29 protein-coding genes and 1 pseudogene are annotated in these 25,752 nt (G+C 38.2%); 24 read left to right on the top strand and 6 right to left on the bottom strand.

Annotation, left to right across the window (positions count from 1 at the left end; translation table 11 throughout):
- The 7 genes from CAPGI0001_RS07870 to CAPGI0001_RS07850 all read left to right on the top strand — a co-directional run.
- Positions 1–234 (top strand): DUF1963 domain-containing protein (locus tag CAPGI0001_RS07870; protein WP_002668088.1); only part of this gene is annotated, 234 nt, incomplete at its 5' end.
- Positions 235–315: 81 nt separating this feature from the next.
- Complete coding sequence (locus CAPGI0001_RS07865; protein ID WP_002667990.1) at positions 316–927, top strand: hypothetical protein; 612 nt, start codon at positions 316–318, stop codon at positions 925–927.
- 2 nt (positions 928–929) lie between these two features.
- Positions 930–1,478: a hypothetical protein gene (locus CAPGI0001_RS07860; RefSeq protein ID WP_002668507.1), complete on the top strand. Its 549-nt coding sequence runs from the start codon at positions 930–932 to the stop codon at positions 1,476–1,478.
- Between the two features lie 74 nt (positions 1,479–1,552).
- Entirely contained in the window at positions 1,553–1,990 is a 438-nt protein-coding gene (locus tag CAPGI0001_RS07855; RefSeq protein ID WP_002668047.1) for an SMI1/KNR4 family protein, read from the top strand.
- A gap of 17 nt (positions 1,991–2,007) precedes the next feature.
- Positions 2,008–2,178, top strand: coding sequence for a hypothetical protein (locus CAPGI0001_RS12965; protein WP_155813457.1), 171 nt, complete (start codon positions 2,008–2,010; stop codon positions 2,176–2,178).
- Between the two features lie 38 nt (positions 2,179–2,216).
- The gene (locus CAPGI0001_RS12960; RefSeq protein ID WP_002667997.1) at positions 2,217–2,375 is read left to right on the top strand and encodes a hypothetical protein; all 159 of its coding nucleotides are present in this window, start codon (positions 2,217–2,219) and stop codon (positions 2,373–2,375) included.
- A complete protein-coding gene (locus tag CAPGI0001_RS07850; RefSeq protein WP_002668159.1) occupies positions 2,375–2,824 on the top strand; it encodes a hypothetical protein in 450 nt (149 codons plus the stop codon). The genes CAPGI0001_RS12960 and CAPGI0001_RS07850 overlap by 1 nt, the downstream gene beginning before the upstream one ends.
- A gap of 50 nt (positions 2,825–2,874) precedes the next feature.
- Here the strand turns inward: CAPGI0001_RS07850 and mutS are convergent, their stop codons facing one another.
- Together mutS and CAPGI0001_RS07840 are read right to left on the bottom strand one after the other, a co-directional pair.
- Positions 2,875–5,466 carry a DNA mismatch repair protein MutS gene (gene mutS / locus CAPGI0001_RS07845; RefSeq protein WP_002668142.1) on the bottom strand — a complete coding sequence of 864 codons (2,592 nt, stop codon included), beginning with the start codon at positions 5,464–5,466 and terminating at the stop codon, positions 2,875–2,877.
- 65 nt (positions 5,467–5,531) lie between these two features.
- On the bottom strand, positions 5,532–5,807 hold the full coding sequence (locus tag CAPGI0001_RS07840) for a Sec-independent protein translocase subunit TatA/TatB (RefSeq protein WP_002668343.1): 276 nt from the start codon (positions 5,805–5,807) through the stop codon (positions 5,532–5,534).
- A 102-nt stretch (positions 5,808–5,909) separates the two neighbouring features.
- On the opposite strand from CAPGI0001_RS07840, the gene CAPGI0001_RS07835 reads away from it, so the two are divergent.
- Positions 5,910–6,614, top strand: coding sequence for a phosphoadenylyl-sulfate reductase (locus CAPGI0001_RS07835; RefSeq protein ID WP_002668031.1), 705 nt, complete (start codon positions 5,910–5,912; stop codon positions 6,612–6,614).
- Position 6,615: 1 nt separating this feature from the next.
- On the opposite strand, the gene CAPGI0001_RS07830 is transcribed toward CAPGI0001_RS07835, so the two are convergent.
- Both CAPGI0001_RS07830 and CAPGI0001_RS07825 read right to left on the bottom strand, forming a co-directional pair.
- Entirely contained in the window at positions 6,616–7,290 is a 675-nt protein-coding gene (locus CAPGI0001_RS07830; RefSeq protein ID WP_002668177.1) for an alpha/beta hydrolase, read from the bottom strand.
- Between the two features lie 124 nt (positions 7,291–7,414).
- Positions 7,415–8,662 (bottom strand): dihydroorotase, encoded by a 1,248-nt coding sequence (locus CAPGI0001_RS07825; RefSeq protein ID WP_002668202.1) that lies wholly within the window; start codon positions 8,660–8,662, stop codon positions 7,415–7,417.
- A 300-nt stretch (positions 8,663–8,962) separates the two neighbouring features.
- Between CAPGI0001_RS07825 and CAPGI0001_RS07820 the strand changes: the two genes are divergently transcribed.
- The 5 genes from CAPGI0001_RS07820 to CAPGI0001_RS07800 all read left to right on the top strand — a co-directional run bounded on the left by CAPGI0001_RS07820 (position 8,963) and on the right by CAPGI0001_RS07800 (position 14,095).
- The gene (locus CAPGI0001_RS07820; RefSeq protein WP_002668335.1) at positions 8,963–11,503 is read left to right on the top strand and encodes a TonB-dependent receptor; all 2,541 of its coding nucleotides are present in this window, start codon (positions 8,963–8,965) and stop codon (positions 11,501–11,503) included.
- 107 nt (positions 11,504–11,610) lie between these two features.
- A complete protein-coding gene (locus tag CAPGI0001_RS07815) occupies positions 11,611–12,417 on the top strand; it encodes a hypothetical protein (RefSeq protein WP_002668222.1) in 807 nt (268 codons plus the stop codon).
- Between the two features lie 21 nt (positions 12,418–12,438).
- Complete coding sequence (locus CAPGI0001_RS07810; RefSeq protein WP_002668387.1) at positions 12,439–13,392, top strand: transketolase family protein; 954 nt, start codon at positions 12,439–12,441, stop codon at positions 13,390–13,392.
- 1 nt (position 13,393) lies between these two features.
- Positions 13,394–13,714 (top strand): translation initiation factor, encoded by a 321-nt coding sequence (locus CAPGI0001_RS07805; protein WP_002668459.1) that lies wholly within the window; start codon positions 13,394–13,396, stop codon positions 13,712–13,714.
- Positions 13,715–13,732: 18 nt separating this feature from the next.
- Complete coding sequence (locus tag CAPGI0001_RS07800; protein ID WP_002667975.1) at positions 13,733–14,095, top strand: diacylglycerol kinase; 363 nt, start codon at positions 13,733–13,735, stop codon at positions 14,093–14,095.
- Between the two features lie 41 nt (positions 14,096–14,136).
- Here CAPGI0001_RS07800 and purE read toward each other — a convergent pair whose 3' ends face one another.
- Positions 14,137–14,610 carry a 5-(carboxyamino)imidazole ribonucleotide mutase gene (gene purE / locus CAPGI0001_RS07795; RefSeq protein WP_002668572.1) on the bottom strand — a complete coding sequence of 158 codons (474 nt, stop codon included), beginning with the start codon at positions 14,608–14,610 and terminating at the stop codon, positions 14,137–14,139.
- Between the two features lie 497 nt (positions 14,611–15,107).
- Between purE and obgE the strand changes: the two genes are divergently transcribed.
- The 10 genes and pseudogenes from obgE (at position 15,108) to CAPGI0001_RS07740 (ending at position 23,397) form a co-directional block, all read left to right on the top strand.
- The gene (gene obgE, locus CAPGI0001_RS07785; protein WP_002668178.1) at positions 15,108–16,106 is read left to right on the top strand and encodes a GTPase ObgE; all 999 of its coding nucleotides are present in this window, start codon (positions 15,108–15,110) and stop codon (positions 16,104–16,106) included.
- Positions 16,107–16,258: 152 nt separating this feature from the next.
- On the top strand, positions 16,259–16,702 hold the full coding sequence (locus tag CAPGI0001_RS13090) for a hypothetical protein (RefSeq protein WP_002667957.1): 444 nt from the start codon (positions 16,259–16,261) through the stop codon (positions 16,700–16,702).
- A gap of 156 nt (positions 16,703–16,858) precedes the next feature.
- A complete protein-coding gene (rpsO, locus tag CAPGI0001_RS07775) occupies positions 16,859–17,128 on the top strand; it encodes a 30S ribosomal protein S15 (protein ID WP_002668244.1) in 270 nt (89 codons plus the stop codon).
- A gap of 137 nt (positions 17,129–17,265) precedes the next feature.
- On the top strand, positions 17,266–19,449 hold the full coding sequence (locus tag CAPGI0001_RS07770; protein WP_002668068.1) for a polyribonucleotide nucleotidyltransferase: 2,184 nt from the start codon (positions 17,266–17,268) through the stop codon (positions 19,447–19,449).
- Between the two features lie 166 nt (positions 19,450–19,615).
- Entirely contained in the window at positions 19,616–19,894 is a 279-nt protein-coding gene (locus tag CAPGI0001_RS07765; protein ID WP_002668061.1) for a hypothetical protein, read from the top strand.
- A pseudogene (locus CAPGI0001_RS07760) lies at positions 19,891–20,333 on the top strand (PIN domain-containing protein). Before CAPGI0001_RS07765 ends, CAPGI0001_RS07760 begins: the two are co-directional and overlap by 4 nt.
- 271 nt (positions 20,334–20,604) lie before the next feature.
- Complete coding sequence (locus CAPGI0001_RS07755) at positions 20,605–21,261, top strand: leucine-rich repeat domain-containing protein (RefSeq protein ID WP_002668290.1); 657 nt, start codon at positions 20,605–20,607, stop codon at positions 21,259–21,261.
- A 32-nt stretch (positions 21,262–21,293) separates the two neighbouring features.
- On the top strand, positions 21,294–22,160 hold the full coding sequence (locus CAPGI0001_RS07750; RefSeq protein WP_002668120.1) for a hypothetical protein: 867 nt from the start codon (positions 21,294–21,296) through the stop codon (positions 22,158–22,160).
- A 93-nt stretch (positions 22,161–22,253) separates the two neighbouring features.
- On the top strand, positions 22,254–22,925 hold the full coding sequence (locus tag CAPGI0001_RS07745; protein ID WP_002668421.1) for a hypothetical protein: 672 nt from the start codon (positions 22,254–22,256) through the stop codon (positions 22,923–22,925).
- A gap of 13 nt (positions 22,926–22,938) precedes the next feature.
- Complete coding sequence (locus tag CAPGI0001_RS07740) at positions 22,939–23,397, top strand: hypothetical protein (protein ID WP_002668522.1); 459 nt, start codon at positions 22,939–22,941, stop codon at positions 23,395–23,397.
- A 174-nt stretch (positions 23,398–23,571) separates the two neighbouring features.
- Here CAPGI0001_RS07740 and CAPGI0001_RS07735 read toward each other — a convergent pair whose 3' ends face one another.
- Positions 23,572–24,108, bottom strand: a complete 537-nt coding sequence (locus CAPGI0001_RS07735; protein WP_002667946.1) for a protein-tyrosine phosphatase family protein — start codon at positions 24,106–24,108, stop codon at positions 23,572–23,574.
- A 114-nt stretch (positions 24,109–24,222) separates the two neighbouring features.
- Between CAPGI0001_RS07735 and gltX the strand changes: the two genes are divergently transcribed.
- Positions 24,223–25,752 (top strand): glutamate--tRNA ligase, encoded by a 1,530-nt coding sequence (gene gltX, locus CAPGI0001_RS07730; RefSeq protein WP_002668255.1) that lies wholly within the window; start codon positions 24,223–24,225, stop codon positions 25,750–25,752.

Below are 25,752 nucleotides of genomic sequence, written 5' to 3'. Positions count from 1 at the left end.
CTGAAAGAACCTACTGGACACAAAATAGGAGGTTATCCTTACTTTATCGAGTATGATCCTCGTGAAGAAAATGACCCTCATACTTTCTTGCTTCTGCAAATAGATATTGATAATATAGAAGGGGAAGAGATTTGTTGGGGAAATCTCGGAGGTATAGCTAACTTCTTTATCAGCTCTGAAGATTTGGCGGCTTGCCAATTTGACAATGTACTATACAATTGGGATTGTAGTTAAGCTCCTTTGTGAATGCTTGTAAATAATTGTGAGTGTGGAATTGGCACAAAAGGTTACGTTTAATATTTGAATTTAGATCTTATGAATAAAATCATCAATAGAACCCTACTTTTGGAATGGGGAGAAAGCGACACTTGCTTAGAAGAAGCAGGCGATGTATTTTTCTTTGACATCAATAATCACCTTAGTGGTGTGAATATTATTTTGCAACACAATGTAGGGAGTTGTATACTTCCCTCTCTACCCTCCTTCTTATTGGAAGAACAAAAACCTACAACACTTACCACGCTTTCACGAGAGGATTTTACTTTTGAAGTGGATGATTATACTCATACACGTTCGTACTTATGTGAAGATAACCTTGTATTTAGTTATACCAATTGTAATAAACTATTAGATTTGGTGATTTTAAAGATTACGGAAAATCTTTATTTTATTCTCAATCAAGAAAAAGTATTACAATACATAGTTGTAACTGATATATCGACTATACTTTTCAATGATCTTTACTATTTGAAAGAAAAGGAAGTAAGAGAACTGTATTACTTAACCTATACTTTAAACTCCTATGATGTAGTACAATATGTAAGTATTTTAGAAAAAATACAGAACAATAAGTATTATCGCCAACAAATACTTGAAGATGAGGCAGATGATTTAGTAAATGATTTAAACGAATTGTTGGAAGATTAAGTATGACCCCATTATATGCACAATGTATCTCCTATAACGAAAGTATTAAGGGACGTATAGGCGGGAACCCTCCCATAAATATAGAAACGGAAATCCCTGAAGGATATGCTTTCTATGCAACACTTGTTCATCCTGAGAAAGAAGATAAGATGTTATCTATTTTGATTTCTAATGATTTTAATCAATTGATACATCATCAATCTTATCCAAACATTCTTATCAAAGTAGTTGAACATAATTTTTCTTATGAAGGAGATAAATATAATCTTTCATTACCTCAGATAGGAAAAACTTCCTCAATTAGTAATTATAGTAGTGATAAACAAAAGTTTAATCTGGTACAAGTAGGAGGAACACCTGACTTTATAGATGATGATCCTGTATATTATGAAAAATTATTAGCAGATGATTACAGTTTCTACTTATCAATAGATGAAGAAGGTTATGATGTACCATCTATGAAAATGGTTATATTTTCTTATGGGGCAGTTTATCTTTACAAACATAATAAAACAGGTGAAATTATAGCTGGATTTTGGCAATATACATAAATGAAAATTGGAAGACAACAAGTTGATAATTAGTAGCAGAATTATAAAAAAGATAACCCAAACAAATACAAGTAATGACAAACAATTTTAAAAATACAATAGATTCCTACCTTTCCTCAGAAATAGGAAAGCTTTTCATTCGCTATAAGAATGAAGCTAAAGATATTGATTGTACAGAGAAAGAATTGGGTGTTACAATAGATGATGCGCTCAAATATGTACTATTGACCTATGGAGGGGCATACATAGGGGTAGATTTGTTACCTTGCTCTAAAGATCCTAATAATAAAAATCAAGAGACCATTTTAGATTATACAAAATCTATAAGAGACTATTATAAAGAGATAAATGTTTGCCATAGTATCCAATCAGGATATGTTATATCCATAGAGGGAAATGGGGATATTATCTTTATAGATTCAGAGAACAAAGTAAAAACATTCTATCACGATACTAATGAAGAAGAACTATTAGCCAAGAACTTTGAGTCTTTTATAATAGAGCAGATATAGTAAAAGATTATTTTTTAGTGGATATAAAAGCAGCAATTATGGATGAAAAATTAATAGCTCAAAATATTAAAGAAGAAATCTTTAGGAAGGAATATGAGAGGTATTTCCATATTTTAGAGGAGGGGATCAACAAAGAACCCTATAAAATCTTTATTGGCAAAAAGCGCAAGCCCTTTATAAATCAATAGATGAGGATAATCGGAATAATCTTAGAGAGTTTGTTAAGATGAATATGATAGAGACGATCACGGAACTGCTTGCCTATGTTGATGGAATAGCTACTTTTAATGAACAAGAATATCCCTTTGAACTCTTCTGTAATGGTACAAAAGTAAGCGGAAGTTTGCAGGAATATTTATTAATGGAAATAGAAGAGGGTCAATAATGATAACAAATCGATTAAAGAAACTACTTCTTGAGAACAACATAGTTATTGATTATAAAATTAGCCCCACAGAGTTTAGTGCCAAGAAAGATTTTATAATCAACTTATACCGATCAAAAGGTTATGAGCAAATCAATGATTCACTAATACTCTTTTTGGGGTATTTCTTAAATAAAAGTTTCTCTGCAAGAGGTAATTATATAGATTTTACCTTAGAAAAGGTTTTGACAAGCAATAACAAAGGACATTATTCCTACATAGAGAGTAGTTTTGACTTAAAGAACTTAATCCCTTTTGCAATGGTATATGATGATTATTACACCTTAGTTATTGGTGAAGATAATAGTGTCTATGCCGAAGGGTTTGAGCTTCTTCTTTATGGAAGTGATCCTTTTGAAGCTTTGGAAAACTTGTTACAAGGTACTCCTATAGAGATATTTAAGTTGTAATTTATCGATTTCACAAGGCTACAAAAGGAATCAAGATGGCTATTTTGAATCTATTTTTGGAGCATTCTTTTGATATTATTTAGCTTCATTAGTGCCTCTATAGGCGTAAGGTTATCAATATTGGTATCGAGAATCTGTCGCTTGATATCTTCTAAAAGAGGGTCATCCAATTGGAAGAAACTCAGTTGCATCCCTTCCTTTTGGGTTAGTTGCTTTTTGTTGTCCTCTAACTGATGACTACGCTCCAACTTCTTTAGGACACTATTGGCTTTTTCGATTACATACTGGGGCATACCCGCCATTTTCGCTACATGAATACCAAAACTGTGTTCGCTACCACCTTCTATGAGTTTGCGTAGGAAAAGGATGCTACCCTTGACCTCTTTGACTGATACAGAAAAGTTCTTGATACGGGAGAACTCATTTTGCATCTCATTGAGTTCGTGATAGTGAGTGGCAAAGAGGGTTTTGGCATGGGTGGGGTGCTCGTGTAGATATTCGGCAATTGCCCATGCAATGGAGATCCCGTCGTAGGTGCTGGTACCGCGACCTATCTCGTCCAAGAGGATAAGGCTTCTGTTGGATAGGTTGTTGAGAATTAGTGCCGTTTCATTCATTTCCACCATGAAGGTAGATTCTCCTTGGGAGATATTGTCACTGGCACCCACTCGAGTGAAGATTTTGTCTACAATGCCTATCTTAGCCTCTGTTGCAGGAACAAAACTACCGATTTGAGCCATCAGTACAATCAGCGCTACTTGGCGTAATAGGGCTGACTTACCGCTCATATTAGGTCCTGTGATCATCATAATCTGTTGGCTTTCATTGTCCAAATAGATATCATTGGCAATATAAGGCTGAGTAGGGGGGAGCTGCTTCTCTATTACAGGGTGGCGTGCTCCCTTGAGGTCTATCACAAGAGAATCGTCCAAAGTGGGACAGCTATAGTGATTCTCTACAGCCAAGGTAGAAAATCCACAGAGGGCATCTATCTGTCCTATGGCAGTGGCTGTCTGTTGTATAGGAGAGATATATTGGATAATCTCAGTGATGAGCTGGGAGAAAAATTCCTGTTCGAGAGCGGTGATTCTCTCTTGGGCATGGGTTATTTTCTCCTCATATTCTTTTAGCTCTTCGGTGATATAGCGCTCGGCATTCACCAGAGTCTGCTTGCGAATCCAGTGTGGAGGAACTTTGTCTTTGTGTACATTGCGTACCTCGAAATAATAACCAAAGACATTATTGCTATCTATCTTCAGCGAAGAGATATGAGTCTGCTGTATCTCACGTTCGAGCATCTGATCAAGGTAGTTTTTCCCCGATACAGAGAGATTTCTTAATTCGTCTAATTCAGATGAAAAATTCTCTTTGAAGACCTCTCCCTTTAGGATATTGACAGGAGCATCTTCATTGAGCATTGTCTCTATCCGATCACAGAGAGTATCCAAAGGATGTATTTGCTGAGCCAAGGCGGTCAAGGCAGCACAGGGGGAAGAGAGCGCAAGCTCCCGTATAGGGAGGATAGCCCTTAGGGAGTTCTTCAGGTAGATAACCTCGCGAGGGGTTATCTTGGTAGTAACAACCTTGGAGAGAAGGCGCTCTAAGTCATTGACCCGCTGGAGTTGCTCTCGTACTTTCTCTCGCACTTCACTATTTTCGACTAGATAAGCAACCACTTGATGTCTCTTTTGTATCTGTTCTAAAGAGGTCAGAGGCAGGGCAAGCCAGCGCTTGAGGGTACGGCTACCCATAGGAGAGAGAGTCTTGTCAATGACAGCAAGAAGAGAAACAGAGGTGTTGCTTGTCCCACCATAGAGCTCAAGGTTTTGTATAGTAAACCTATCAAGCCATACTGCCTCTTGACTGACAATGCGCTTTATGGAAGTAATGTGCTGTAGGTGATGGTGTTGTGTTTCTGATAGATAGTGTAGGATAGCACCAGCCGAGAGGATACCATTGGATAGTTCCTCTATAGCAAAGCCTTTGAGAGAATTGGTGTTGAACTGCTTGGTAAGGGACTCATAAGCAAAATCTCCCTTGTATACCCAGTCCTCCAATGAAAAGCAATGAAAATGTGTGCCAAAGAGTGTCTCAAAATCCTTTCTTTGTTTCTTGGCTACTAATACCTCATTGGGACGAAAATTCTCCAATAGTTTATCCGTATAAGCATTGTCTCCTTGGGCTACATAGTATTCTCCAGTGGAGATGTCCAAAAAAGCGATACCATTCTCAGGAGAATCCAGCCATATGGAGGCTAAGAAATTGTTCTGTCCACTCTGTAGGATGTCATCATTGAGTGCTACCCCAGGGGTTACTAGTTCTGTAACACCACGCTTTACAATGGTCTTGGTCAGTTTAGGGTCTTCCAGTTGGTCACAGATAGCCACCCTATAGCCTGCCTTGACTAGCTTAGGGAGATAGCTGTTCAGGGAATGGTGAGGGAATCCAGCCAGCTCGGTCTGTTCTCCGCCATTGTTTCGGTTGGTCAGCACAATGCCTAAGACTTGGGAGGTCTTGATTGCATCTTCTCGGAAAGTCTCATAGAAATCCCCAACCCTGAAGAGTAATAAGGCATCAGGATACTTTGCCTTAATCTGATTATATTGCTTCATCAGAGGGGTTTCTTTGCTTGCTTTGGCCATATATTTTTAGTTTTTGATATTAAAAAAGGGATTTCTTTGAATCCCTTGTGTATTGTTGTGACAAATTATCTACTTCGTTTGATACTTCCAAAAGGATCTTCCAATCCTTCTTTGGCTTTTTCTACTTCTTCTTTGACTTCATCAATCAGGGAGGTATCTATTCCTGCCTTGTCTACACTTTTATTGATTTCATTCTTTATCTCAGAGGTGGCATCTCTTAGCTGGCGCATTCCCTTGCCTAAGGTACGGGCTATTTCAGGAATCTTGTCTGTACCAAAGAGCAATACAGCTACGAAGAGAACAAAAAGTAATTCAGGAGTGCTTATAAACAAAGGAATCATTCTTATTTGAATTTTTCTGCAAATTTACAAAGATTTTGCATGTGTAAAAGTAATTTGTCAAATAATTTTTTATACTTTTGCCTTCGCTAACAAAAAGAACTTATGAACACTGAAATTACAAACTTACTCACCGCTATAGAGACTCTTTCAGAGACAGAGATATTGGCCTTGATCACTGAGAAATATCCAGGGAAAGTAGTTTTTTCCACCAGCTTTGGTATGGAGGATCAGGTAATTACAGATTTTATTCTTAAGAATTCATTTGATGTCAAGATATTCACCTTGGATACTGGACGCCTTTTCTATGAGACCTATACCACTTGGGAGCAGACCAATGAGTACTACCATACGAAGATCACCCCTTATTACCCAGAGGCACAGGCAATAGAGGAATATGTACAGAATAATGGTATCAATGCCTTCTATAACTCAGTCGCTTTGCGACAGACTTGTTGTCACATCCGCAAGGTGGAACCACTCAGGCGAGCCTTAGCAGGGAACAAAATATGGATCACTGGACTCAGAGCAGAGCAATCCCCTCACAGGCAGCAGATGCCTATGGTAGAATGGGATGAGAGCAACCAGATCATCAAGGTACACCTATTATTACATTGGAAGACCCAAGAGGTGCTATCCTTCTTGCGTAGTCATGGTATTCCCTATAACCCTCTGCATGACAAAGGATATCCTAGTATTGGCTGTGCTCCCTGTACCCGAGCCGTCAGGGAAGGAGAAGACTTCCGAGCCGGCCGCTGGTGGTGGGAGAACAAAACCAACAAAGAATGTGGTTTGCACTTACATAAGTAGGTTATGAGGGGTTATTCTCAGCAATACTGTTTTCTTCTATCCATGTCTTGACCGCATAGAACATCTCTGCGGAAAATACATGTCCAGAGGCGAAAGTCTGAAAATCATAACGGATGTGTAAATTCTTGAGGAAAGTCATGGTATCTTCTGCCCATTCCAAAGGAACTACCTCATTCGAATAACCATGCAGCAAACAGACCCTTAGGTTGGCAAAGTTATTCTTTTGATAGTTAAAACTCAAGAGTTTTTTATCAATATAGCTATTGATAGCAACCACTCTTTGTACCTTTTCAGGGAAGGAGATTGCTAAGGAGAGGCTTAGAATACCCCCTTGGTCGAAGCCCATGAAAGTTACCTTATCCATGTCGATATTGAACCGATCACAAGCTTGCTCTATGAAGGTCAAGAGTTTGTGTTGGGTAGCTTGCGCTTGCACAATATCATACCATTTGGAGGAGACAAGCTCTATAGCATACCAGAAGAATTGGCTATCGGATAGCTTGTAGGGAGCTTGTATCGAAATAACAATATACTCCTGAGGGAGTTCATTGGCTATAGAGAAGAATTCTTCTTTGTTTTGTCCATAGCCATGTAGCATGAAGATGGCGGGAGATTTGCCATTCTCCTGCTCTATGATAGCAGGTCTTACCAAATAATTTAAAGAAAAACCTTTCATCTTTTTGGTAGTAAGTAGAATAAGAGTGCCTATATAATATAGGTAGTAGTTTTTTTAAAATTTTTAGTGTTCTCGAAGTTAAACAATTAATTACAATACTTTTTGTAGAAGTTAAGAGTAGCATTTACACGAGCCATTGTCCTCTTTCGGTGATAACGCCCTGTACTTTTCCTTTGCAGTTTTCACCTACAAAGGCACAATTTTTAGAAGAAGATATAATATCTTTTTTGTTCATCACCCAATCTCCTTGATCAGTGAAGAGGGTAATGTTAGCTTTTTTTCCTATTTCAATAGGTGTAGAAGGAAGGGAAAAACGCTTTTTAGCATTGGTGAGCATTTCTACGGTTTTCTCTACCGAAAAATGCGTAAGAAGTATTCCTAGGGTGGCTTCTAAGCCTATACTTCCGAAATCAGCAAGGTCAAATTCTTTTGCTTTGCACTCTATATCCAAGGGATAATGATCGGAAGTTATCATATCAATAGTACCATTCTCTACCCCTTCTCGTAGGGCTTCCACATGCTCCTCGTGGCGTAGGGGAGGAAGTACTTTGTAGTTGGTATCAAAATTTTCTAATATCTCATCGGTGAAGTGTAGATTCCCAAGGGCAACACTACAGCTTACATCCAGTCCTTTTGCTTTAGCCTGTGCGATAAGGGCTACAGAGCCTGCAGTGGAGATGGTTGGAATGTGGAGTCTTCCTCCAGCATATTCTAAGATCGCCAAATCCCTCGCTACAATGATCTCCTCTGCCAAGGCAGGAATCCCTTTGAGTCCCAATCGGGTAGAGGTGATATATTCATTGACAACCCCTTTGCCCATGATAGATGCATCACAAGGGAAAGAGAGGACAATTCCTCCAAAAGGGGCGGTATATTGTAGAGCTATTTTTAGTAAATTTGCCTGAGAGATTCCTCTTTTATAGTCCCCAAAGGCAACCGCTCCTGCCCGCTGCATATCGTAAAGCTCTGCTAAGTAATCTCCTTTGCTCTCTGTGGTAAGAGCTCCTATAGGGAAGACCTCTGCAATAGCTCCTACTATAGCACTCTTCAGATAGTTTACTCCACTGCGTGTATCTGTAATAGGGTGAGTGGTAGGGTTGAGCATCACTTGGGTGAAGCCACTGCGAGCAGCTACTGTCATACCATGTGCTAAGGTCTCTCTCTCTTCATATCCAGGTTCTCCAAAACTTACACTACTATCTGCCCATCCTTGTGAGATATAGCCACCGGCTATGGTCTGACAATCGTCTAAGGAAGCAATCTGGGAAGCAATTTGCTTGATTATGCCATCCTCTATAAGGATATCTTGCTTCTTCCTATGATAGGAACTTTCCTTGTCTATGATAGTTACAGATTTTAATAAAGTTTTCATGTCCTGTTTTTACTTCGCCACAAATATAATTATTTTTTTTCAAACAGCAACTGTTTTTATCGTTTTTTTATGTTAAAGTTTTTTAACGGGTAAAAAGCTCTTTTACAGAAATATTTCGTGCATTTTGAGTTTAAGAATATGAAATCTTAAATGGATATTTGATTTACAAATATTTATAAAATAATAATTTTTATTCAATCAAAATAAGAAAATTAGTTAAAAAATAATTTATTTTCAAAAGAATAAAAATATCTAAAAAAAAGTTGTAATTTTGCCTCAGTCTAAATAAATATATTATATATGATTTTACACAAAAATCTTTTGCTCTTTGTAGCTATTTTCTTTGGCTTATCTCTACAAGCTCAACAGTATAAAATCAAAGGGAAGATCCTTGATGAGAAGAAAGAACCTCTCTCAGAGGTGTTAGTACGCACACTTTCCTCAGGCAGACAAGTGCTTACTGACTCAAAAGGGGAATATACCTTATTAGTAGAGGAAGAACACCCTACCTTACAGGTCAGTCGGGAGGGATATACTCCCTTGGAATTTCCTGTAGTATTGCAAGATAATGAAAATAGGGTGACCTATGTGGAAACAACTCTCCACCGAGGGGTAGAGGAGACTCTTTCGGGAGTTGTAGAGCTTCAACCTGTGACGATCTCAGACAATCCAAGTCTGGTGGTCAACTCCGTGGGGCTGACTAAGGCAAAGCTAGATAAGGTAGCTGGAGGTACCAACTTAGCGGATTTGAGGAACTTAAACATACAGCGTTCGCAGACTCTTAAGGATGCACTCCAGCGAGAGCCTGGAATTATCATTCAGGATTTCTTCGGAGGGAATGACCAACCTCGCCTGAATATCCGTGGTTCAGGTATCCAGAGCAACCCTCAATCTCGAGGGGTGGCACTCTCTCAGGATGGTATTCCAATTAACTTTGCTGATGGATCTTACATTATAGGTGTATTGGAACCTCAAGTGAGTAACTTGGTGGAAATCTATCGAGGAGCCAATGCGCTTGAGTATGGTGGCGCTACTTTAGGGGGAGCGATGAACTTTGTAACTAAGAATGGATATAATGCTTCTCCACTAAGTGTCAAGATGGAAGCGGGTAGTTTTAACTACTTCAATAGTACTATATCCTCTGGTTTTTCCTCAGGGAAAAGTGACCTTTTTGTAGCTTCTTCTTATAACCATAGTGATGGATATCGTACCTATAATAGTTCTAAACGATTCAATGCACTTTTGAATGCAGGACATAAGTTTTCTGATAAATTTGAAGCACGACTATATGCGTCTTTTACAGATCTTTATTTTGATATACCAGGACCTCTGACTCGTCATCAGATGGAAAGTGATAACAAACAAATCAATAAGGCTCCTAAGACTACTTTCCCTTATGCTTTTGGACCTAATGTACTGAGAGATAAGCCTAATCGAAGCAGTAAAATTGCCCGCTTTGGTACCAAATTGGCTTATCAGATCAATGCCAATAACCTTATTTTGGCTACTCTCTATTATCAATATGCCGATGATGCCTTTACTTATCCTATTGCCAATGGTATCCGTCAGGATTTCAATAATGACTATGGGGTACGTCTCTCTTATACCAATACTACTGAGAAGAACGATTTTTCCATAGGCTTACAGTATAGTCAAGGACTGATGCACCAATCTCGTTTTCATAACGATCGTGGCAGTTTTGGAGCACTCTTTGCCAAGCAAGATCTTACCGCACGCCATGCTATAGCTTATGTGTCTGATACTTATAAGATTACTCCAAATTTCTTAGCCAATGTAAGTGTACAAGGAAGTTATGATACTCGTAAAGTAGAGGATAAGTTTGTTGGGGCAAGGCGTCCGTTCTTTTTTGTTGCCCCCAATGGCTTACAAGCACGTGCCTTACCGAACCCTAATGCGGCCACTCCTGTGATAGGGGATTTCTCTTACAATGCCATTAATCCTAAGGTAGGGCTTATCTATAAGCTCAATGATCATGCACAGGTTTTTGCCAACTTCTCTCGTAGCTATGAACCTCCCACCTTCTTAGAGATTGTACGCCTTACAGGAAGCGCTACTCCTAATCCTAACCGCCCTCCAGTGCCTCCTGTGGTGTACAGCAATAGCTCTAATGTGAACTCTGGACCTACTACTATTACCATCTCCGACCTAAAAGCACAAAAAGCCTCCACTGCGGAGGTAGGTACCAAAGGGAATATAGGTCAGGTACTTCTGTGGAATGTCAGCGCTTACCAATCGTGGGTAAAGGATGAGATCTTCACCATAGCCGATGGTAGTGTAGGGGTAGGAGGAAACACTGTTAATACTCCTTATGCTACCATTCACAGAGGGGTAGAAGCTGGATTGCAATCTACTTTCCTTACTCATGTCTTTTCTGCAGCTGAGGATTCTTTTACCCTTTCAATCAACTATAACTATAGTGATTTTTACTTCGATGGAGGAGAACTCAAGGGGAATCAGATCGCAGGAATCCCTACCCATTATCTTTTTGGAGCACTCACCTATAGACATCCTTCAGGTGTTTTTGCAGAAGTAAATCTCGAATCTCTTCCTCAGAAGACTCCTATAGATCATAAAAACACCTTATACCAAGATCCCTACAGCCTTGTAGGAGCTCGCTTGGGGTATAAAAAAGGTCAATGGACTTTCTTTGTACAAGGAAATAACTTAGCTGATAAGGTATATGCCTCCAGCTATCTGGTGCAAGCAGAAGTTACCGCACCTCCTATGCGCCTTAACCCTGTGGCAACTCCCGATGATAAAACTAATTTTATCCCAGGGGTAGGAAGAAATATCATTGGAGGACTTTCCTTCACTTGGTAGGAACAATTACTTTCCTTTTTCTCACTTTGTCAGCTCAAAAGGCTGACAAAGTTTTTTTGTTTTATAGAATTAAAAATAGTATCTTTGCACTCTGATACACAAGTGTAATGAAACTGACCACTTTGTTAGAAATAAAGGGGATAGACCCACTACCTTTGCAGAACTTCAAACCTCATGGAGGTGTTATTCTCATGGATGAGAATGAGCGAGAGGCAATCCTTCAGTGGATAAGGCAGTGTAACCTTGGCTTTGAGATACTTCCCTTGTTCTCCAACCAAGAAAGTGATTGTGTGGCTATCTATACTTCGGGCTTTCTAAAAGGGAAAGTTGCGATCGTAAGGCACGATGAGGCGGTATTTGCACCACAGTTCAAGAGTTTGGATTCATTTCTCAAAGCTTACGAAAAGGCAGCCAAGCAGACCGATTTCTATGATTGGGAGGATATAGAGGAAGAAGATTATCCTATTACAGAGGAAAATGAGGCGGAACCTATTGTGTTACAAGAGTGTTGGCAGCATATAAAAGCAGCTGATTTTATCTCCGACATACAAAAGGAAACTATACAAACTATGGCTATTTGGCTCACCCCGCCCTCTGAGTTGGATACTTTATTGCCGTTTGTTCAAAAGGAGTTCGCTCTCAAAGATAATATGTCTGTAGTGGCTTATGCCATAGATACTTTAGGAATCATACATCAGTATGCACCTGCCAAGCCACTTATAGCAGAGCTACTTAAAACAAGGCGATTTGCTAACTATTACAGACGAAATGAGTTGTACCACGGAGAGTTTGAGCTAAAGGAGACCCTTGTTGGGAAAACTTGGAACTCTTTCTTAATGGTGATAACCATTCCTTTTATGCTGTTGAGCCTTCTTTTTGTAGAGCTTACAAATAGGTTTAGAAAGAAAAAATAAAAACATTAAAAATATTGTCAGATGAAAAAATATACAGATACAGGTAAGAAAGATACCAGAAGCGGTTTCGGTGCAGGACTTGCCGAAGTAGGACGCAAGAATCCCAACGTAGTAGCTCTCTGTGCAGATCTTATAGGTTCGCTCAAGATGGAAAAATTCATAGAAGAGAACCCTACACGTTTTTTTCAAGTGGGAATAGCCGAAGCCAACATGATGGGTATTGCTGCAGGGCTTACTATAGGTGGAAAAATTCCTTTTACAGGTACTTTTGCAGCCTTTTCTACAGGACGTGTATATGACCAAATACGCCAATCTATCGCTTATTCAAATAAGAATGTAAAGGTATGTGCTTCCCATGCAGGATTGACTCTCGGAGAGGATGGAGCTACCCACCAAATATTGGAGGATATAGGGCTGATGAAAATGCTACCGAATATGGTGGTCATCAACCCTTGCGATTACAATCAAACCAAAGCAGCAACTATTGCAATCGCTGACTACGTAGGGCCTGTATACCTGCGTTTTGGCCGCCCTGCTGTACCAAACTTTACTCCAGAAGACCAGACTTTCGAGATAGGAAAAGGACTCTTGCTCAATGAAGGAACTGACGTTACTCTCATTGCTACAGGTCATTTAGTATGGGAAGCATTACAAGCTTGTGAGGTCTTAGAACAAAGAGGTATTTCGGCTGAGGTAATTGATATTCACACTATTAAGCCCTTGGACGAAGAAATAATTCTCTCCTCTGTACGTAAGACCAAAGCGGTGGTAACCTGTGAGGAACACAACTACTATGGTGGTTTAGGAGAGAGTGTAGCCCGTGTATTGGCACAGCACTATCCTGTACCACAAGAGTTAGTAGCAGTGAATGATACCTTTGGCGAGAGTGGTACTCCTGCCGAACTCATGCGTAAATATGGTTTGGACAAGGAGGGAATCCTCAGTGCTGTAGAAAAGGTACTAAAAAGAAAATAATATGCTAAGAGAACAACTCCAAAAGCTCTTTCCTGACCATAAGGAAGAAGTACTCCCTGAGGAACCCTCTTCCAATATTTGGTTACAGGATGAACCTCTCTTATGCAAATATGAAAAGCGTAATGGAAAGCCTGTTACCCTTATAGAAGGGTATACAGGTGCCGATGCTGATTTCAAGATATTGGCTAAGGAGCTTAAAACTCACTTAGGGGTTGGGGGTTCTGTGAAAGAGGAAAAAATCATCATTCAGGGGGATTACCGAGATAAGATCATGGTATTTCTCAAAGGGAAGGGCTTCAAAGTGAAGCGTGTAGGAGGATAGCTTTTTAAAATTAAAGAAATGAAAAAGTTTGTAATAGGTCGAATCAAGAGTACTCGCTATGCCTTACAAGGCTTTTGGCTCTTGGTTCGTACTGAGGATGCTATTATCACCCATAGTATAGGGTTTCTCGTTTTTGTAGGATTAGGTTTTTATTTCGAACTTACCCCAACAGAATGGATGGTTCAGCTTTTGTCCTTCGGGGTGCTATTAGCTATAGAAGGGCTCAATACAGGCTTGGAAAAGCTCTGTGACTTCGTTCACCCTGATTTCCATACCAAAATAGGGGAGATTAAGGATATTGCTGCTGGGGCTGTGACCATGATCTTTTTTGCTGTAGTGGCAGTGCTAATGTTTATCTATATACCACACTTGGTTGGGTAATAGGTAACAGAGAACAGAAATCAGAACTCATTGAACATTAATCATTGAATATTGATCATTAGCACCGCTTCTTCTAAGGATTTTTTGTATTTGGAGATTTCCTCTTGTACCTCCTTGTGGGCTACACCTAAGATCTGAGCAGCGAGGATACCCGCATTTTTAGCTCCATTCAGGGCAACCGTAGCTACAGGAACACCAGCGGGCATCTGAAGAATAGAAAGTACAGAGTCCCAGCCATCGATGGAGTTACGACTCTTGATAGGTACCCCAATGACTGGCAGTGGACTTACAGCAGCAAGCATACCCGGAAGGTGTGCAGCACCCCCAGCTCCTGCTATAATGACATCTATTCCTTGCAAATGTGCATTTTTCCCAAAAGAAATAAGTTTCTCAGGAGTACGGTGAGCAGAGACTATATCCACCAAAACAGGGATTTGTTTCTCTTTTAAGAAGTCGATGGCTTCTTGCATGATAGGAAGATCACTTTGACTTCCCATAACTACAGCTACTTTCATTAGTGATGAATGATTATAATCAAAGAGCAAAGATACAAAATTAATGATTAATGAACAATGATTAATGATTAATTAACAATATTATTTTGTGATGAAAAAACTATTATCTATCATTGAACTAATTTAGACAGCAGAGTTTCTTCTTCTTAGTATACCTTAAGATTGTTTTTCTTACATATATTATGATAGTTCTAAAGCATATTTTTTATCGTATATTAGTCTTAGTAGGACTTATTGTGGTTGCCATAAGGATCTCTTTCGCTTTTATCAATCCACATAGTTTCTGTGGTACAGGGGATGCGATTACAATATTTTTTTTCACCCTAATAGCTTCTGCTATTTGGATTATATACCTTATTATAGAAGCTATTTTATTACACAAACAAAAAGCCTATGGAAAGAGAAATGCAAACTTACTTCTTCCTCTTCTAGCCCCTTTGATAGTAATTTTAGTAATAAAGATTTTATACATATAATATATTAAATAGTAGAATGTTATGACAGAAGGAAATTTCACAGACTATGTAAAAGTATACGTTCGCTCCGGTAATGGAGGTAAAGGATCCACTCATTTGCACCGAGAAAAATTTGTAGAAAAAGGAGGACCTGATGGTGGGGATGGAGGTCGAGGTGGTGATATTATCATACGGGGTAATAAAAACCTATGGACACTGATCAATTTTAAGTTCCAACAGCACTTCCGAGCTGAACATGGCGGAGATGGTGGTGCCAATCGTAGTACAGGAGCTGATGGTAATAGTGTGTACTTGGAGGTGCCTTTGGGTACTATTGTCAAAGACGCACTAACCGATGAGGTTCTTTTTGAGATTACCGAAGATAAGGAAGAAAAAATAGCCCTTAAGGGAGGAAAAGGAGGATTGGGTAACTGGCATTTTCGCACTTCAACCAACCAGACTCCACGCTATGCCCAGCCAGGAATCCCAGGAGAAGAGAGGGAACTGCTCTTGGAACTCAAGGTACTCGCCGATGTTGGATTGGTAGGCTTTCCTAATGCAGGTAAGTCTACACTGCTCTCAGTGCTTACTTCAGCCAAACCCAAAATAGCTGATTACCCATTTACAACTCTAAAACCTAATTTAGGAATTGTGCGATATCGTGATTTTCAATCGTTTGTTATAGCTGATATTCCAGGTATTATAGAAGGAGCCTCTCAAGGGAAAGGCTTAGGACATTATTTCCTGCGACATATAGAGCGTAATTCTGTATTGCTCTTCTTAGTACCTGCTGACAGCCCTAATATAGTAGAGGAATACCATATTCTTTTGAAAGAATTGGAGAAATACAATCCAGAATTATTGGACAAGCAGCGTCTTCTTGCTATCTCAAAAACTGATTTGTTAGACCAAGAACTTCAAGGGCTTATTGAGAAGGAACTTCAGGCAGCTTCTTTAGACCTTCCTTACCTACTTATCTCCTCTGTTGCTCAGCAAGGAATAACAATCCTAAAAGATAGATTGTGGCAATTGCTTCAATAATTAACATAATTTAATCTATACAATAGCTTTAAAACATACAAAAACAGTTAAATTAAAAATTAAAAATAACTTTTATTTAACATAATAATAAGATGTGTATTTATTTTTTCTTTTAATTTTGCGCCACTTAAAATTATAAATAAGAAGGCTAAATGAAAAGAACTATTGTTGATTATAAGAAACTAACCAAAGACATCTTGGCTTTGCTCGTGGAAAAATATCCAGAAGGTTATCAGGATCGTGATGTTATCCGATTCAAGAATGCTAAAAATGAAACTGTAGAGGCGTTAGAAGTGCGTACAGAGGATACTATTTATTTAGTAAAAGTAAGCACTCGATTGGCTACTTCTATGGAACGTTATGATGAGGAAGAGGATGATTATTATTCAGACACATTAGAAATGTCCAGAGAGGATGAAATTGCCCTCAAGCGTAAGAAGGATATTTCAAAAACATCACTTCATATCGATGATGATGAAGAGGAAGAAGAAGAGGAGGAGCATTACAGAGATGATTATCATGATCAGCGAGAGGATGATGATGACGATGACGAAGAAGATGATGAAGATGATGAAGACGAAGAAGATGATGATTAAGTTAAGAATAGAGTAGGGAATACTCCTGCAATAGCAGGAGTATTTCTTTTGAGGAAAATAAAGATTTTTTTAGAAAAAGTTGCGTATAAAAAATATTTGTACTACCTTTGCCCCCGATTTAAAAAATACATAATAATCATTTAAAACAATATTGGAATGTATCTAACAAAAGAAACAAAAGCAGAAATCTTCAAAAAACATGGAGGAAGTGAAACCAATACAGGTTCCACAGAAGGGCAAATCGCTCTATTTACCTTCCGTATCAATCACCTAACAGAGCACTTGCGTGCCAACCGTAAGGATTACAATACAGAGCGTTCGTTAGTAAGGCTCGTAGGAAAGCGCAGAAGCTTGTTAGACTATCTAAAAGAAAAAGATATTGAGAGATATCGTGCTATTATTAAGGAATTAGGTATCCGAAAATAATTTTGTTACACAACAAAAGGGGGGCTCTATGCCCCTTTTTTCTTAAAAAGAAGCCATTAAAATATTTATTAAATAGTTTTTCATTGGAATAGCAATAGCAACACAACACTATTTGTTTCATTTTAATAAAAACTTTTATGATTCCAGAAGTAAAAAAAGAGATAATTACTCTTGCCGATGGACGTACAATCTCCATTGAAACAGGAAAATTGGCCAAACAGGCCGATGGTTCCGTAGTGGTACAAATGGGCAATGCTATGCTCTTGGCCACGGTCGTTGCTAATAAGGAAGCAGGTGAAGGTGTGGATTTCCTTCCTTTGACTGTAGATTATCGTGAAAAATTTGCTGCTGCTGGGCGCTTCCCTGGTGGTTTCTTCAAGCGTGAAGCACGCCCCAGTGATCAGGAAATCCTTACAATGCGCTTGGTGGATAGGGTATTGAGACCTCTGTTCCCTAAGGAATACTACTGCGAAGTACAGGTGATGATTCAGCTTATGTCTCATGATGAGAACGTGATGCCTGATGCCTTGGCGGGACTCGCTGCCTCTGCTTGCTTGGCGGTATCGGACATCCCTTTCGATGGACCTATCTCCGAGGTACGCGTAGGACGTATCAATGGGGAGTTCATCATCAACCCAAGTGCACAGCAATTGGCAGAATCGGATATGGATATCATGGTCGGAGCCTCTAAGGAGTTTGTTGCCATGGTAGAAGGGGAAATGGATGAGGTATCTGAAAAGGATATGGCTGATGCTATTCACTTTGCTCATGAAGCGATCAAAGTACAGATAGAAGCCCAAGAACGCCTCCGCGAAAAGGTAGGTAAAACTATACGTACCTATGAAGTACCGCAGGAAAACGAGGAGGTAGCTAAGAAGATATATGACTTCTGCTATGACAAATGCTATGCTATAGCTAAGGAAAATACTACCAAACATGAGCGTAGCGATAAGTTCGATGCAGTAAAAGAAGCTTGTAAAGCCCTTTTCACTGAAGAAGAATTGGAAGAGTACGATAAATTGGTTAGCAAATACTTCTCCAAAGCACAAAAAGAAGCTGTCCGTAACCTTATTCTCAATGAGGATCTCCGTTTGGATGGTAGAAATACTAAACAAATACGCCCTATATGGTGCGAGGTTGGCTACTTGCCTTCTCCTCATGGTTCGGCTATCTTTACCCGTGGAGAGACACAGTCTCTTACTACTGTGACCTTGGGAACTTCTCGTGAGGCCAATGTGATAGATATTCCTTCCGAACAGGGAGAAGAACGTTTCTACTTGCATTATAATTTCCCTCCTTTTTCCACAGGGGAAGCACGTCCGCTTAGAGGAACTTCTCGCCGAGAGGTAGGACATGGAAATCTTGCTCAGCGTGCGCTTAAGCGTATGATTCCAGAGGATTGCCCTTATACTGTACGTGTGGTTTCTGAGATATTGGAGTCCAATGGTTCCTCTTCTATGGCTACAGTGTGCGCAGGTACCTTAGCCCTTATGGATGCAGGTATCCAGATGAAAAAACCTGTTTCAGGAATTGCTATGGGGCTCATCACTGATGGCGACAAATACGCTGTACTTTCCGATATCTTGGGCGACGAAGACCACTTGGGTGATATGGACTTCAAGGTAACAGGGACTAAGGATGGTATCACTGCCTGCCAAATGGATATCAAGATCAAGGGACTCACTTATGAAATCTTGGAAAAAGCCTTAGAGCAAGCCCGCGAAGGTCGTATGCATATCCTTGGTAAAATCACTGATACTATAGCCGTGCCAAACCCAACTGTGAAGCCACATGCGCCTAAGATTGTACGCCTTGAGATGCCTAAGGAATACATCGGTGCTTTCATTGGTACTGGTGGTAAGAATATCCAAGACCTACAGGCAAGAACTAAGACTACTATTGTGGTAGAAGAAGTGGGCGAATTAGGTGTTGTAGAGATCCTCGGTACTGATGCTGATGGTATCCAAGAAGCGGTAGATGCTGTATACCATGTATCTTTTGAGCCTGTAGAAGGTGAGGTGTACAAGGTGCGTGTAGCCCGCTTGGTAGAATTTGGTGCCTTTGTAGAGTTTGTCCCAGGTAAGGATTCTCTCCTACATGTATCCGAAATTGCATGGGAGCGTGTAGAGAAACCTTCAGATGTACTCAAAGAAGGCGATATTATCGAAGTGAAATACCTTGGTATAGATCCTAAGACGAAGAAAACCCGTGTATCTCGCAAGGCACTTCTCCCACGTCCAGAAAATCTCGAAAAGAGAGAAAAACCTCATTCCGATAAGGAAAAAAAGGACAAACCCCACTTTAAGAAAGATAAAAAATAGACTTTCTTAAGTGAAGAATAAAAATGAAAAGTGAAGAATTACCCCATGTGATTCTTCACTTTTTCGTTCTAATCTCTACCTTGGTATAATTTTTGTGCTTACTATTAGGAAATAATTTCTACCTTTGTACTCAAAACTAAGAACTCAAAACTCAAAACTAATACTTATGCCATATACAATTACCGTACTCAATGACAGTCCTCAAGCCTTAGCCTATGTAAAGGAGGCCGAAACCTTTGATTTTGTAAAGGTTACAAAAATCAAGGAAACTAAGAAAAAGACAGCTACCAAAGCAAAGGCAACACCAGCTCCCGAACTATTGGAAGAAGATGAAAATGGAATACCTCTTAAATATAAAGAGGAGATACTGGCGCTTTCTCAAAAAACAAAGAAAGCAGCAACTAAACGATTTTATGAGAAAAGGGCTGAAAAAAGTATATCATGATAGTCATTACAGATACTAATATCTTTTATAGTGCCCTGCACCTCATGGTGAGATAGCAAAAATACTATCAGAAAGAAAAAATGTACAATTTTTAGTTCCTGATTATCTTTTAGAAGAAATTGAAGAACATTTGCCAGATATAGCAAAGATTACTAAGAAAACACAAAAACAGATAAAAACAGAATTCTATAATATTTTAGAAGAGTTTGTTATTCTTACTTCTAAGGATATAACGGAGGCAAACCTGTTAAAAGCAGAGAAAATAACTAAAGATATAGATGTGGACGATATCCCTTTCATTGTCTTTCATTTACAATACAAACATAAAATATGGTCATTAGACAAGAAACTTATTTCAGGTCTGACAGAAAAAGGATATGGACATTTCTTTATCTCTACCAATGAAGTAAGAAAATATCTTTACAAGAAAAAGAACTAAAAAATTAACCTCTAAAAATTTTTTGTTTATTTAAAAAATTATTTATAAATTTGTCCTGTCAATTAGGTTAATTCTAAAGCAAATGAAAAACAGTGTTTTTATAGCACAAAACGATAGGGTCCAAGCAAGCACTTTCCTATGCTCTGTAAATAACAGAGCTCACGCACGCGCGTATAACAAAATTTTTGACATAAGCAAACCTGCTTACGAATTTTTTCGTGAGTAGGTTTGCTTTTTTAATTTAAGAAATAACAAAAAATAGATATTAGGAATGAAAAGAATTTTTTTGACAATAGTAGCAGTGCTGGGAGTATTGGCTATTAGTAGTTGTGGGAGTAATATTTCTCCTAATGATTATGAACTAAGTGAAGATGGAAAAACGCTTGTTAAATGGCTTAATGAAGAGACAGTTTCTATAAATATGGAAAAGGACGAAGTCCTTAAAGATGTTACAGTTATAGGGGGAGCAGCATTTGAAGGCAAAAAGGAATTGGTTTCTATAATATTTCCTAAAGAATTAACAGATATTGGTGGGTTTGCTTTTAAGCAGTGTTCTAAATTAGAAAGTATAGAAATACCAGAAGGAATAACAGTAATACGAGAAGAAACTTTTATTGATTGTAGTTCATTATCTTCTGTTAGGTTGCCTAACAGTCTGATAAAGATAGAAGCTTTAGCCTTTAGTTATTGTGGAGAATTGTCAGATCTTGTTATCCCTAAAAATGTTGAAGAACTTGGCTCAGGTTGCTTTAATCCTTGTAGAAAATTAACAACTATTACGTTTGAAGGAGAAAAACCACCTTTTATTAATGGAGCATTTAGAGGGGGAATTTTGAGAAAGGTCTATGTACCTAAACATAGTGTAAATCTTTATAAATTTTCATACAGAGATAGTTATTTTGATAAAATAGTAAGAGAAAAACCATAAAAAAAGAAATAAAAATATAAAAACTTAAATAAATGAAACATATATTGATAATTGTTGTTAGCTTTCTAATAGGAAGTACTTTTGTGAATGCACAATATAAGAAATCGGATATGGAAAGGTTCAATATTAAAGGTCATTATCCTAATTCTGTTCCTTTTAAGGATTTCTATAGTACTATTGAAGGGACTATACCCCATATACCCTCTCCATATAATATAATAAATGCACAAGGGATAGGCTATAGAGCTCAAGTAAAAGATGGATTTCCTTATGAATTTGATGAAAATGGTAATGTAAAGTATTGCGGATATGCAAATAAAGGTGCTAAGATGACTTATGAAGGAACAAATGAAATAAGGCGAATAACATCAGATGAATATGGAGATGCCATAATAGAATTTAAGTATAATGATAAAGGAATTATTATAGGTAAAAATATTCTAAGAGAAGACTATATGTCAAAAGAATACAAAATAGATTGGGAAAGTAAATACATATATGATAATAAAGGAAATATTGTAATTGAAAAATTTAGAGATTATTCATTAAATTATGGAGAAGAAGATGAAAGTGGAGAATTTAGATTTGAATATGATGAAAGGGGGAACCTAATAAAGGCAACTATACAAGAACTCGTAGAAGGAGGTATTTTTGTATATAACTACAAATATGATAAGAATAATAACCTTTCAGAATGGTCTTCTAATGGAGATAAAGTAGAACTTAAATATGATGATAAAGGGAATGTCATTTCTGTGATAGGACAACTTGGTTATGAACTTGTAGAATATACATTCAAATATGCTTATGATGGAAAAGGAAATTGGAAGACAAAATATGCTTATGACGGAGGCAAATTAGTTGGAAAAGTTACAAGAGTAATTTGGTATAATGAGTAAAAGAATATGAAAAAGATAAAATATTTATTACTATTAATCCTAATGGGTTGATTTACAAATATATCAGCACAAGTAGTTACTCAGAAAGAGAAAATGAGTTCTATTACTAAGAGAGAATTAATAGGAACAACAGATTGGGACAGAATAAAAAAGGAAATAAAAGATGAGTTTATAGAGTTTACAAAAAAAGGAGAATTTGAGAAGACGGAGGAATATCAAGAAAGAATGCAATATATAAAAGAAGCTATAGAAATGATTGCTCAAGAAGTATTTGTAAAATTTGTTAGTGAACCAATATTTATGGAACCTATAAAATATGATGCAGATACAGAATTATATACAATTAGAATATCTAAAAATTATCAGTTAAACTATCAAAAAAAGGATTTAGGGTATAGGAATTTAGTTTTTCCTACTATACTAAGAATAGATAGAGATACAGCGCAATATTATATTTCCACTAAATACAGTATAAGAGATTATTATAACTATACTCTTGATTTTGCAGATTTTATATTTTTTGAAGAGTATATTTTACCAAAGAGAATACAAATAGGAGGTAAAATGTATGAAACAGAATTATATGAATCATATCTTAAAAATTGGAATATTGGAAAAGATGAAATAGTAGCTAATATTTTAAAAGATAAAAGTACACATAATATCATTATAAGTGATTTAGAACTCAATACAAATGATTTGGGATTATCTAAATATTTTCCTGAGGTATATAGATTTAAAATTCCAAAGATAGAAAATGAATAAAAATTTAAAGAATATGAAAGTAATATTATTACAAGGAAAGGGTAATAGTGGTAAAACAAGACTTTCTAATAAAATAGATGAATGGTTGTTACAAAATGGTTTTGTAGAAGAGTTTAAGAAACTTGATCCTAATAATGAAAATGCTTCTCCTTACCAAAGAGATTTTTGGGCTATCTACTATAAGAAAATAGAGGGTAGAAATGTAAGAGTCCTTCTTAATTCGTGGTCTGATACGGGAGATATCATTAATGCTTTTCGGGATATTTATAAGGAAAATAAAAAGGATGGATATGACATCCTAATTACAGCTATACGTTCAAAAAGCAATCCGCGTCTATATGAATGGACAAGGGAGGTGTATATCAAAGAATTTCCTAAAATAGAAGAAAACATCTTAGATTTAGATACAAGACCACAAGATGCTGAGTATTGGTTAGGAGAGTTCATTCCTCTTTTTGGAAGTCTACTCTGATACTATTTTTATGATATAGTCTTAAAGACTAAAATATTGCAATATAATATTTCAAAAACCAATAAATTGTGTCTCTTCAAAAATCAGTCTTGTTAGGAATTATCTTAACCAGCGTTAGGGTAGAGATGCAATTTATTGCGTCTCAAAGGATTAGAGTTTTTCACTTTTCATTCTTCACTTTAAAAGTTTTCTTACTTCCTTCACAGTTTCTTCAGTAAATAGTGCTTCCAAGTTTTTCCAGATACTATGATATCCATAGGGACCTTGGAGCATTTCTTTTTTAGCTGCGGCGATACTCCAGTCGTGGTAGATAATACGATACATAGCCACCATAATTCCCGTACAGTCAGCGCCATGATAGCAATGGATAAGTACCGCCCCTTGCTCTTGTGATCGGCGAATACGCTTGAGCACTTGGGCAATATCCTTGGGGGTGATACGCCAAGTAAGTAGTGGGTGGTTGATAAGGGTAATCCCATCGGTAGGGGAGAAGACATTTCTATCCTTGGAACGAGTAAAATATCGTAGATTGATAATGGTCTTGATAGGTGTACGAAGGATCTCCTCTTTGTCTGCTTTTACCAATTGTTCACTGCGATAGAGCAAGCTATCCACTTGATATAGGTTTGCTTCAGTATGTATAACAGTAGCAGGAGTCTGCCCCCATAAGGGTAATAAAGGCAATAAAAAAAGTAATAGGATTGTTTTCAATGGTTGGTTTTTATAGAATGTGTCCTGTAAAAATACGAATTAATTTGCTAATTGACAAATTAGCAAAATTGCTAATTAATTCGTATTTTTGCGCTTTGATAAACAAACATCATTATGACTAAGAGTGTACGGGTGCGCTTTGCACCCAGTCCTACAGGACCGTTACATATAGGGGGGCTACGTACTGCCCTCTTTAACTATTTATTTGCTAAAAAGCATGGTGGGGATTTCCTCTTGCGTATTGAGGATACTGACCAAGTGCGCTATGTGGAGGGGGCAGAAGCCTATATCATGGAAGCCCTCCAGTGGTGCGGCATTACCTATGACGAGGGGGTAGGCAAGGAGGGAGGGCCTCATGCTCCCTATCGCCAGAGCGAGCGTAAGGCAATCTATGCTGAGTATGCCCAGATGCTTTTGGACAAGGGCGAGGCTTACTATGCTTTTGATACTGCTCAGGAGCTGGATGCTCAGCGTAAGGCCTATGAAGAACGTGGAGAGACTTTTATCTACAATTGGCATAACCGCGAAAAGCTCAACAATGCTTTCTCTCTTTCTCCAGAAGAGGTGAAAAAACGTATAGAAGAAGGGGTACCGTATGTGGTACGCTTTAAGATGCCTCAAGAAACTCTTACCCTGCACGACCTTATCCGTGGTGAGGTGGTGGTCGATACCAAGCTCTTGGACGACAAGGTACTCTTCAAGTCTGATGGTATGCCTACTTATCACTTAGCTAATATTGTGGATGACCACCTCATGGAGATTACTCATGTGATCCGTGGCGAAGAGTGGTTACCTTCTATGGCGCTACATGTGCTTATGTATAGGGCTTTTGGTTGGCAGGCACCTCAGTTTGCTCACCTGCCGCTGATTCTCAAGCCAGCGGGTATGGGTAATGGAAAGCTTAGTAAGCGTGATGGTGACAAGATGGGCTTCCCTGTATTTCCTTTGGAATGGGTGGATCCTGTAACTAAAAATATCTCCAAGGGCTACCGCGAAGGAGGGTATTTGCCTGAGGCCTTAGTGAATTTCTTAGCGCTGTTGGGATGGAATCCTGGAGTAGAGCAGGAACTCTTCTCAGTAGAGGAGTTGATCTCTCTCTTTGATTTAGAAAAGGTCAATAAGGCGGGTGCTCACTTTGATATAGAAAAAATCAAGTGGTTCAATCACCAATATTTGCAAAAAATACCTGTAGCTACTCTCGTGGAGGATTTCTCACCCATAGTGGCTGAAAAAGGTGTAAAAGTCTCTAAGGACAAGCTTACAGAGATAGTGTCTCTTATCCGCGAACGTGCGACTTTCCTCACTGACCTTTGGGATTTGGCTCACTTCTTCTTTGAAGCTCCTACCCAGTACGATGCCAAGGCGCTCAAAAAACAATGGAAGGACAACTCAGCCGAGATAACAACACAGTTGGTAACTGTAATAGAAGGACTTACCGACCTTACTCCTCATCATATAGAGACACAGATCAAGGATTTTATTACCCAGAATAACCTCGGTTTAGGACAAGTAATGCCACTTATTCGCCTTTCTTTAGTAGGGGAGATGAAGGGACCAGATGTGTTCTCTATAATCGCTATCTTAGGGCGTGAAGAGACAATACATCGCTTACAATATCTTGTACAATATGCTAAGGAGCAGTAA

The sequence above is a fragment of the Capnocytophaga gingivalis ATCC 33624 genome, assembly GCF_000174755.1.
Taxonomy (GTDB): Bacteria; Bacteroidota; Bacteroidia; order Flavobacteriales; family Flavobacteriaceae; genus Capnocytophaga; species Capnocytophaga gingivalis.
This window is presented reverse-complemented; position numbering and strand designations above follow the sequence as displayed.

Excerpts from the sequence above, each read along its gene's own strand:
- CAPGI0001_RS07865 (WP_002667990.1), top strand. The coding sequence starts at position 316 with ATGAATAAAATCATCAATAGAACCCTACTTTTGGAATGGGGAGAAAGC.
- CAPGI0001_RS07860 (WP_002668507.1), top strand. The coding sequence starts at position 930 with ATGACCCCATTATATGCACAATGTATCTCCTATAACGAAAGTATTAAG.
- CAPGI0001_RS07855 (WP_002668047.1), top strand. The coding sequence starts at position 1,553 with ATGACAAACAATTTTAAAAATACAATAGATTCCTACCTTTCCTCAGAA.
- CAPGI0001_RS12960 (WP_002667997.1), top strand. The coding sequence starts at position 2,217 with ATGAATATGATAGAGACGATCACGGAACTGCTTGCCTATGTTGATGGA.
- CAPGI0001_RS07850 (WP_002668159.1), top strand. The coding sequence starts at position 2,375 with ATGATAACAAATCGATTAAAGAAACTACTTCTTGAGAACAACATAGTT.
- mutS (WP_002668142.1), bottom strand. The coding sequence starts at position 5,466 with ATGGCCAAAGCAAGCAAAGAAACCCCTCTGATGAAGCAATATAATCAG.
- CAPGI0001_RS07840 (WP_002668343.1), bottom strand. The coding sequence starts at position 5,807 with ATGATTCCTTTGTTTATAAGCACTCCTGAATTACTTTTTGTTCTCTTC.
- CAPGI0001_RS07835 (WP_002668031.1), top strand. The coding sequence starts at position 5,910 with ATGAACACTGAAATTACAAACTTACTCACCGCTATAGAGACTCTTTCA.
- CAPGI0001_RS07830 (WP_002668177.1), bottom strand. The coding sequence starts at position 7,290 with ATGAAAGGTTTTTCTTTAAATTATTTGGTAAGACCTGCTATCATAGAG.
- CAPGI0001_RS07825 (WP_002668202.1), bottom strand. The coding sequence starts at position 8,662 with ATGAAAACTTTATTAAAATCTGTAACTATCATAGACAAGGAAAGTTCC.
- CAPGI0001_RS07820 (WP_002668335.1), top strand. The coding sequence starts at position 8,963 with ATGATTTTACACAAAAATCTTTTGCTCTTTGTAGCTATTTTCTTTGGC.
- CAPGI0001_RS07815 (WP_002668222.1), top strand. The coding sequence starts at position 11,611 with ATGAAACTGACCACTTTGTTAGAAATAAAGGGGATAGACCCACTACCT.
- CAPGI0001_RS07810 (WP_002668387.1), top strand. The coding sequence starts at position 12,439 with ATGAAAAAATATACAGATACAGGTAAGAAAGATACCAGAAGCGGTTTC.
- CAPGI0001_RS07805 (WP_002668459.1), top strand. The coding sequence starts at position 13,394 with ATGCTAAGAGAACAACTCCAAAAGCTCTTTCCTGACCATAAGGAAGAA.
- CAPGI0001_RS07800 (WP_002667975.1), top strand. The coding sequence starts at position 13,733 with ATGAAAAAGTTTGTAATAGGTCGAATCAAGAGTACTCGCTATGCCTTA.
- purE (WP_002668572.1), bottom strand. The coding sequence starts at position 14,610 with ATGAAAGTAGCTGTAGTTATGGGAAGTCAAAGTGATCTTCCTATCATG.
- obgE (WP_002668178.1), top strand. The coding sequence starts at position 15,108 with ATGACAGAAGGAAATTTCACAGACTATGTAAAAGTATACGTTCGCTCC.
- CAPGI0001_RS13090 (WP_002667957.1), top strand. The coding sequence starts at position 16,259 with ATGAAAAGAACTATTGTTGATTATAAGAAACTAACCAAAGACATCTTG.
- rpsO (WP_002668244.1), top strand. The coding sequence starts at position 16,859 with ATGTATCTAACAAAAGAAACAAAAGCAGAAATCTTCAAAAAACATGGA.
- CAPGI0001_RS07770 (WP_002668068.1), top strand. The coding sequence starts at position 17,266 with ATGATTCCAGAAGTAAAAAAAGAGATAATTACTCTTGCCGATGGACGT.
- CAPGI0001_RS07765 (WP_002668061.1), top strand. The coding sequence starts at position 19,616 with ATGCCATATACAATTACCGTACTCAATGACAGTCCTCAAGCCTTAGCC.
- CAPGI0001_RS07755 (WP_002668290.1), top strand. The coding sequence starts at position 20,605 with ATGAAAAGAATTTTTTTGACAATAGTAGCAGTGCTGGGAGTATTGGCT.
- CAPGI0001_RS07750 (WP_002668120.1), top strand. The coding sequence starts at position 21,294 with ATGAAACATATATTGATAATTGTTGTTAGCTTTCTAATAGGAAGTACT.
- CAPGI0001_RS07745 (WP_002668421.1), top strand. The coding sequence starts at position 22,254 with ATGAGTTCTATTACTAAGAGAGAATTAATAGGAACAACAGATTGGGAC.
- CAPGI0001_RS07740 (WP_002668522.1), top strand. The coding sequence starts at position 22,939 with ATGAAAGTAATATTATTACAAGGAAAGGGTAATAGTGGTAAAACAAGA.
- gltX (WP_002668255.1), top strand. The coding sequence starts at position 24,223 with ATGACTAAGAGTGTACGGGTGCGCTTTGCACCCAGTCCTACAGGACCG.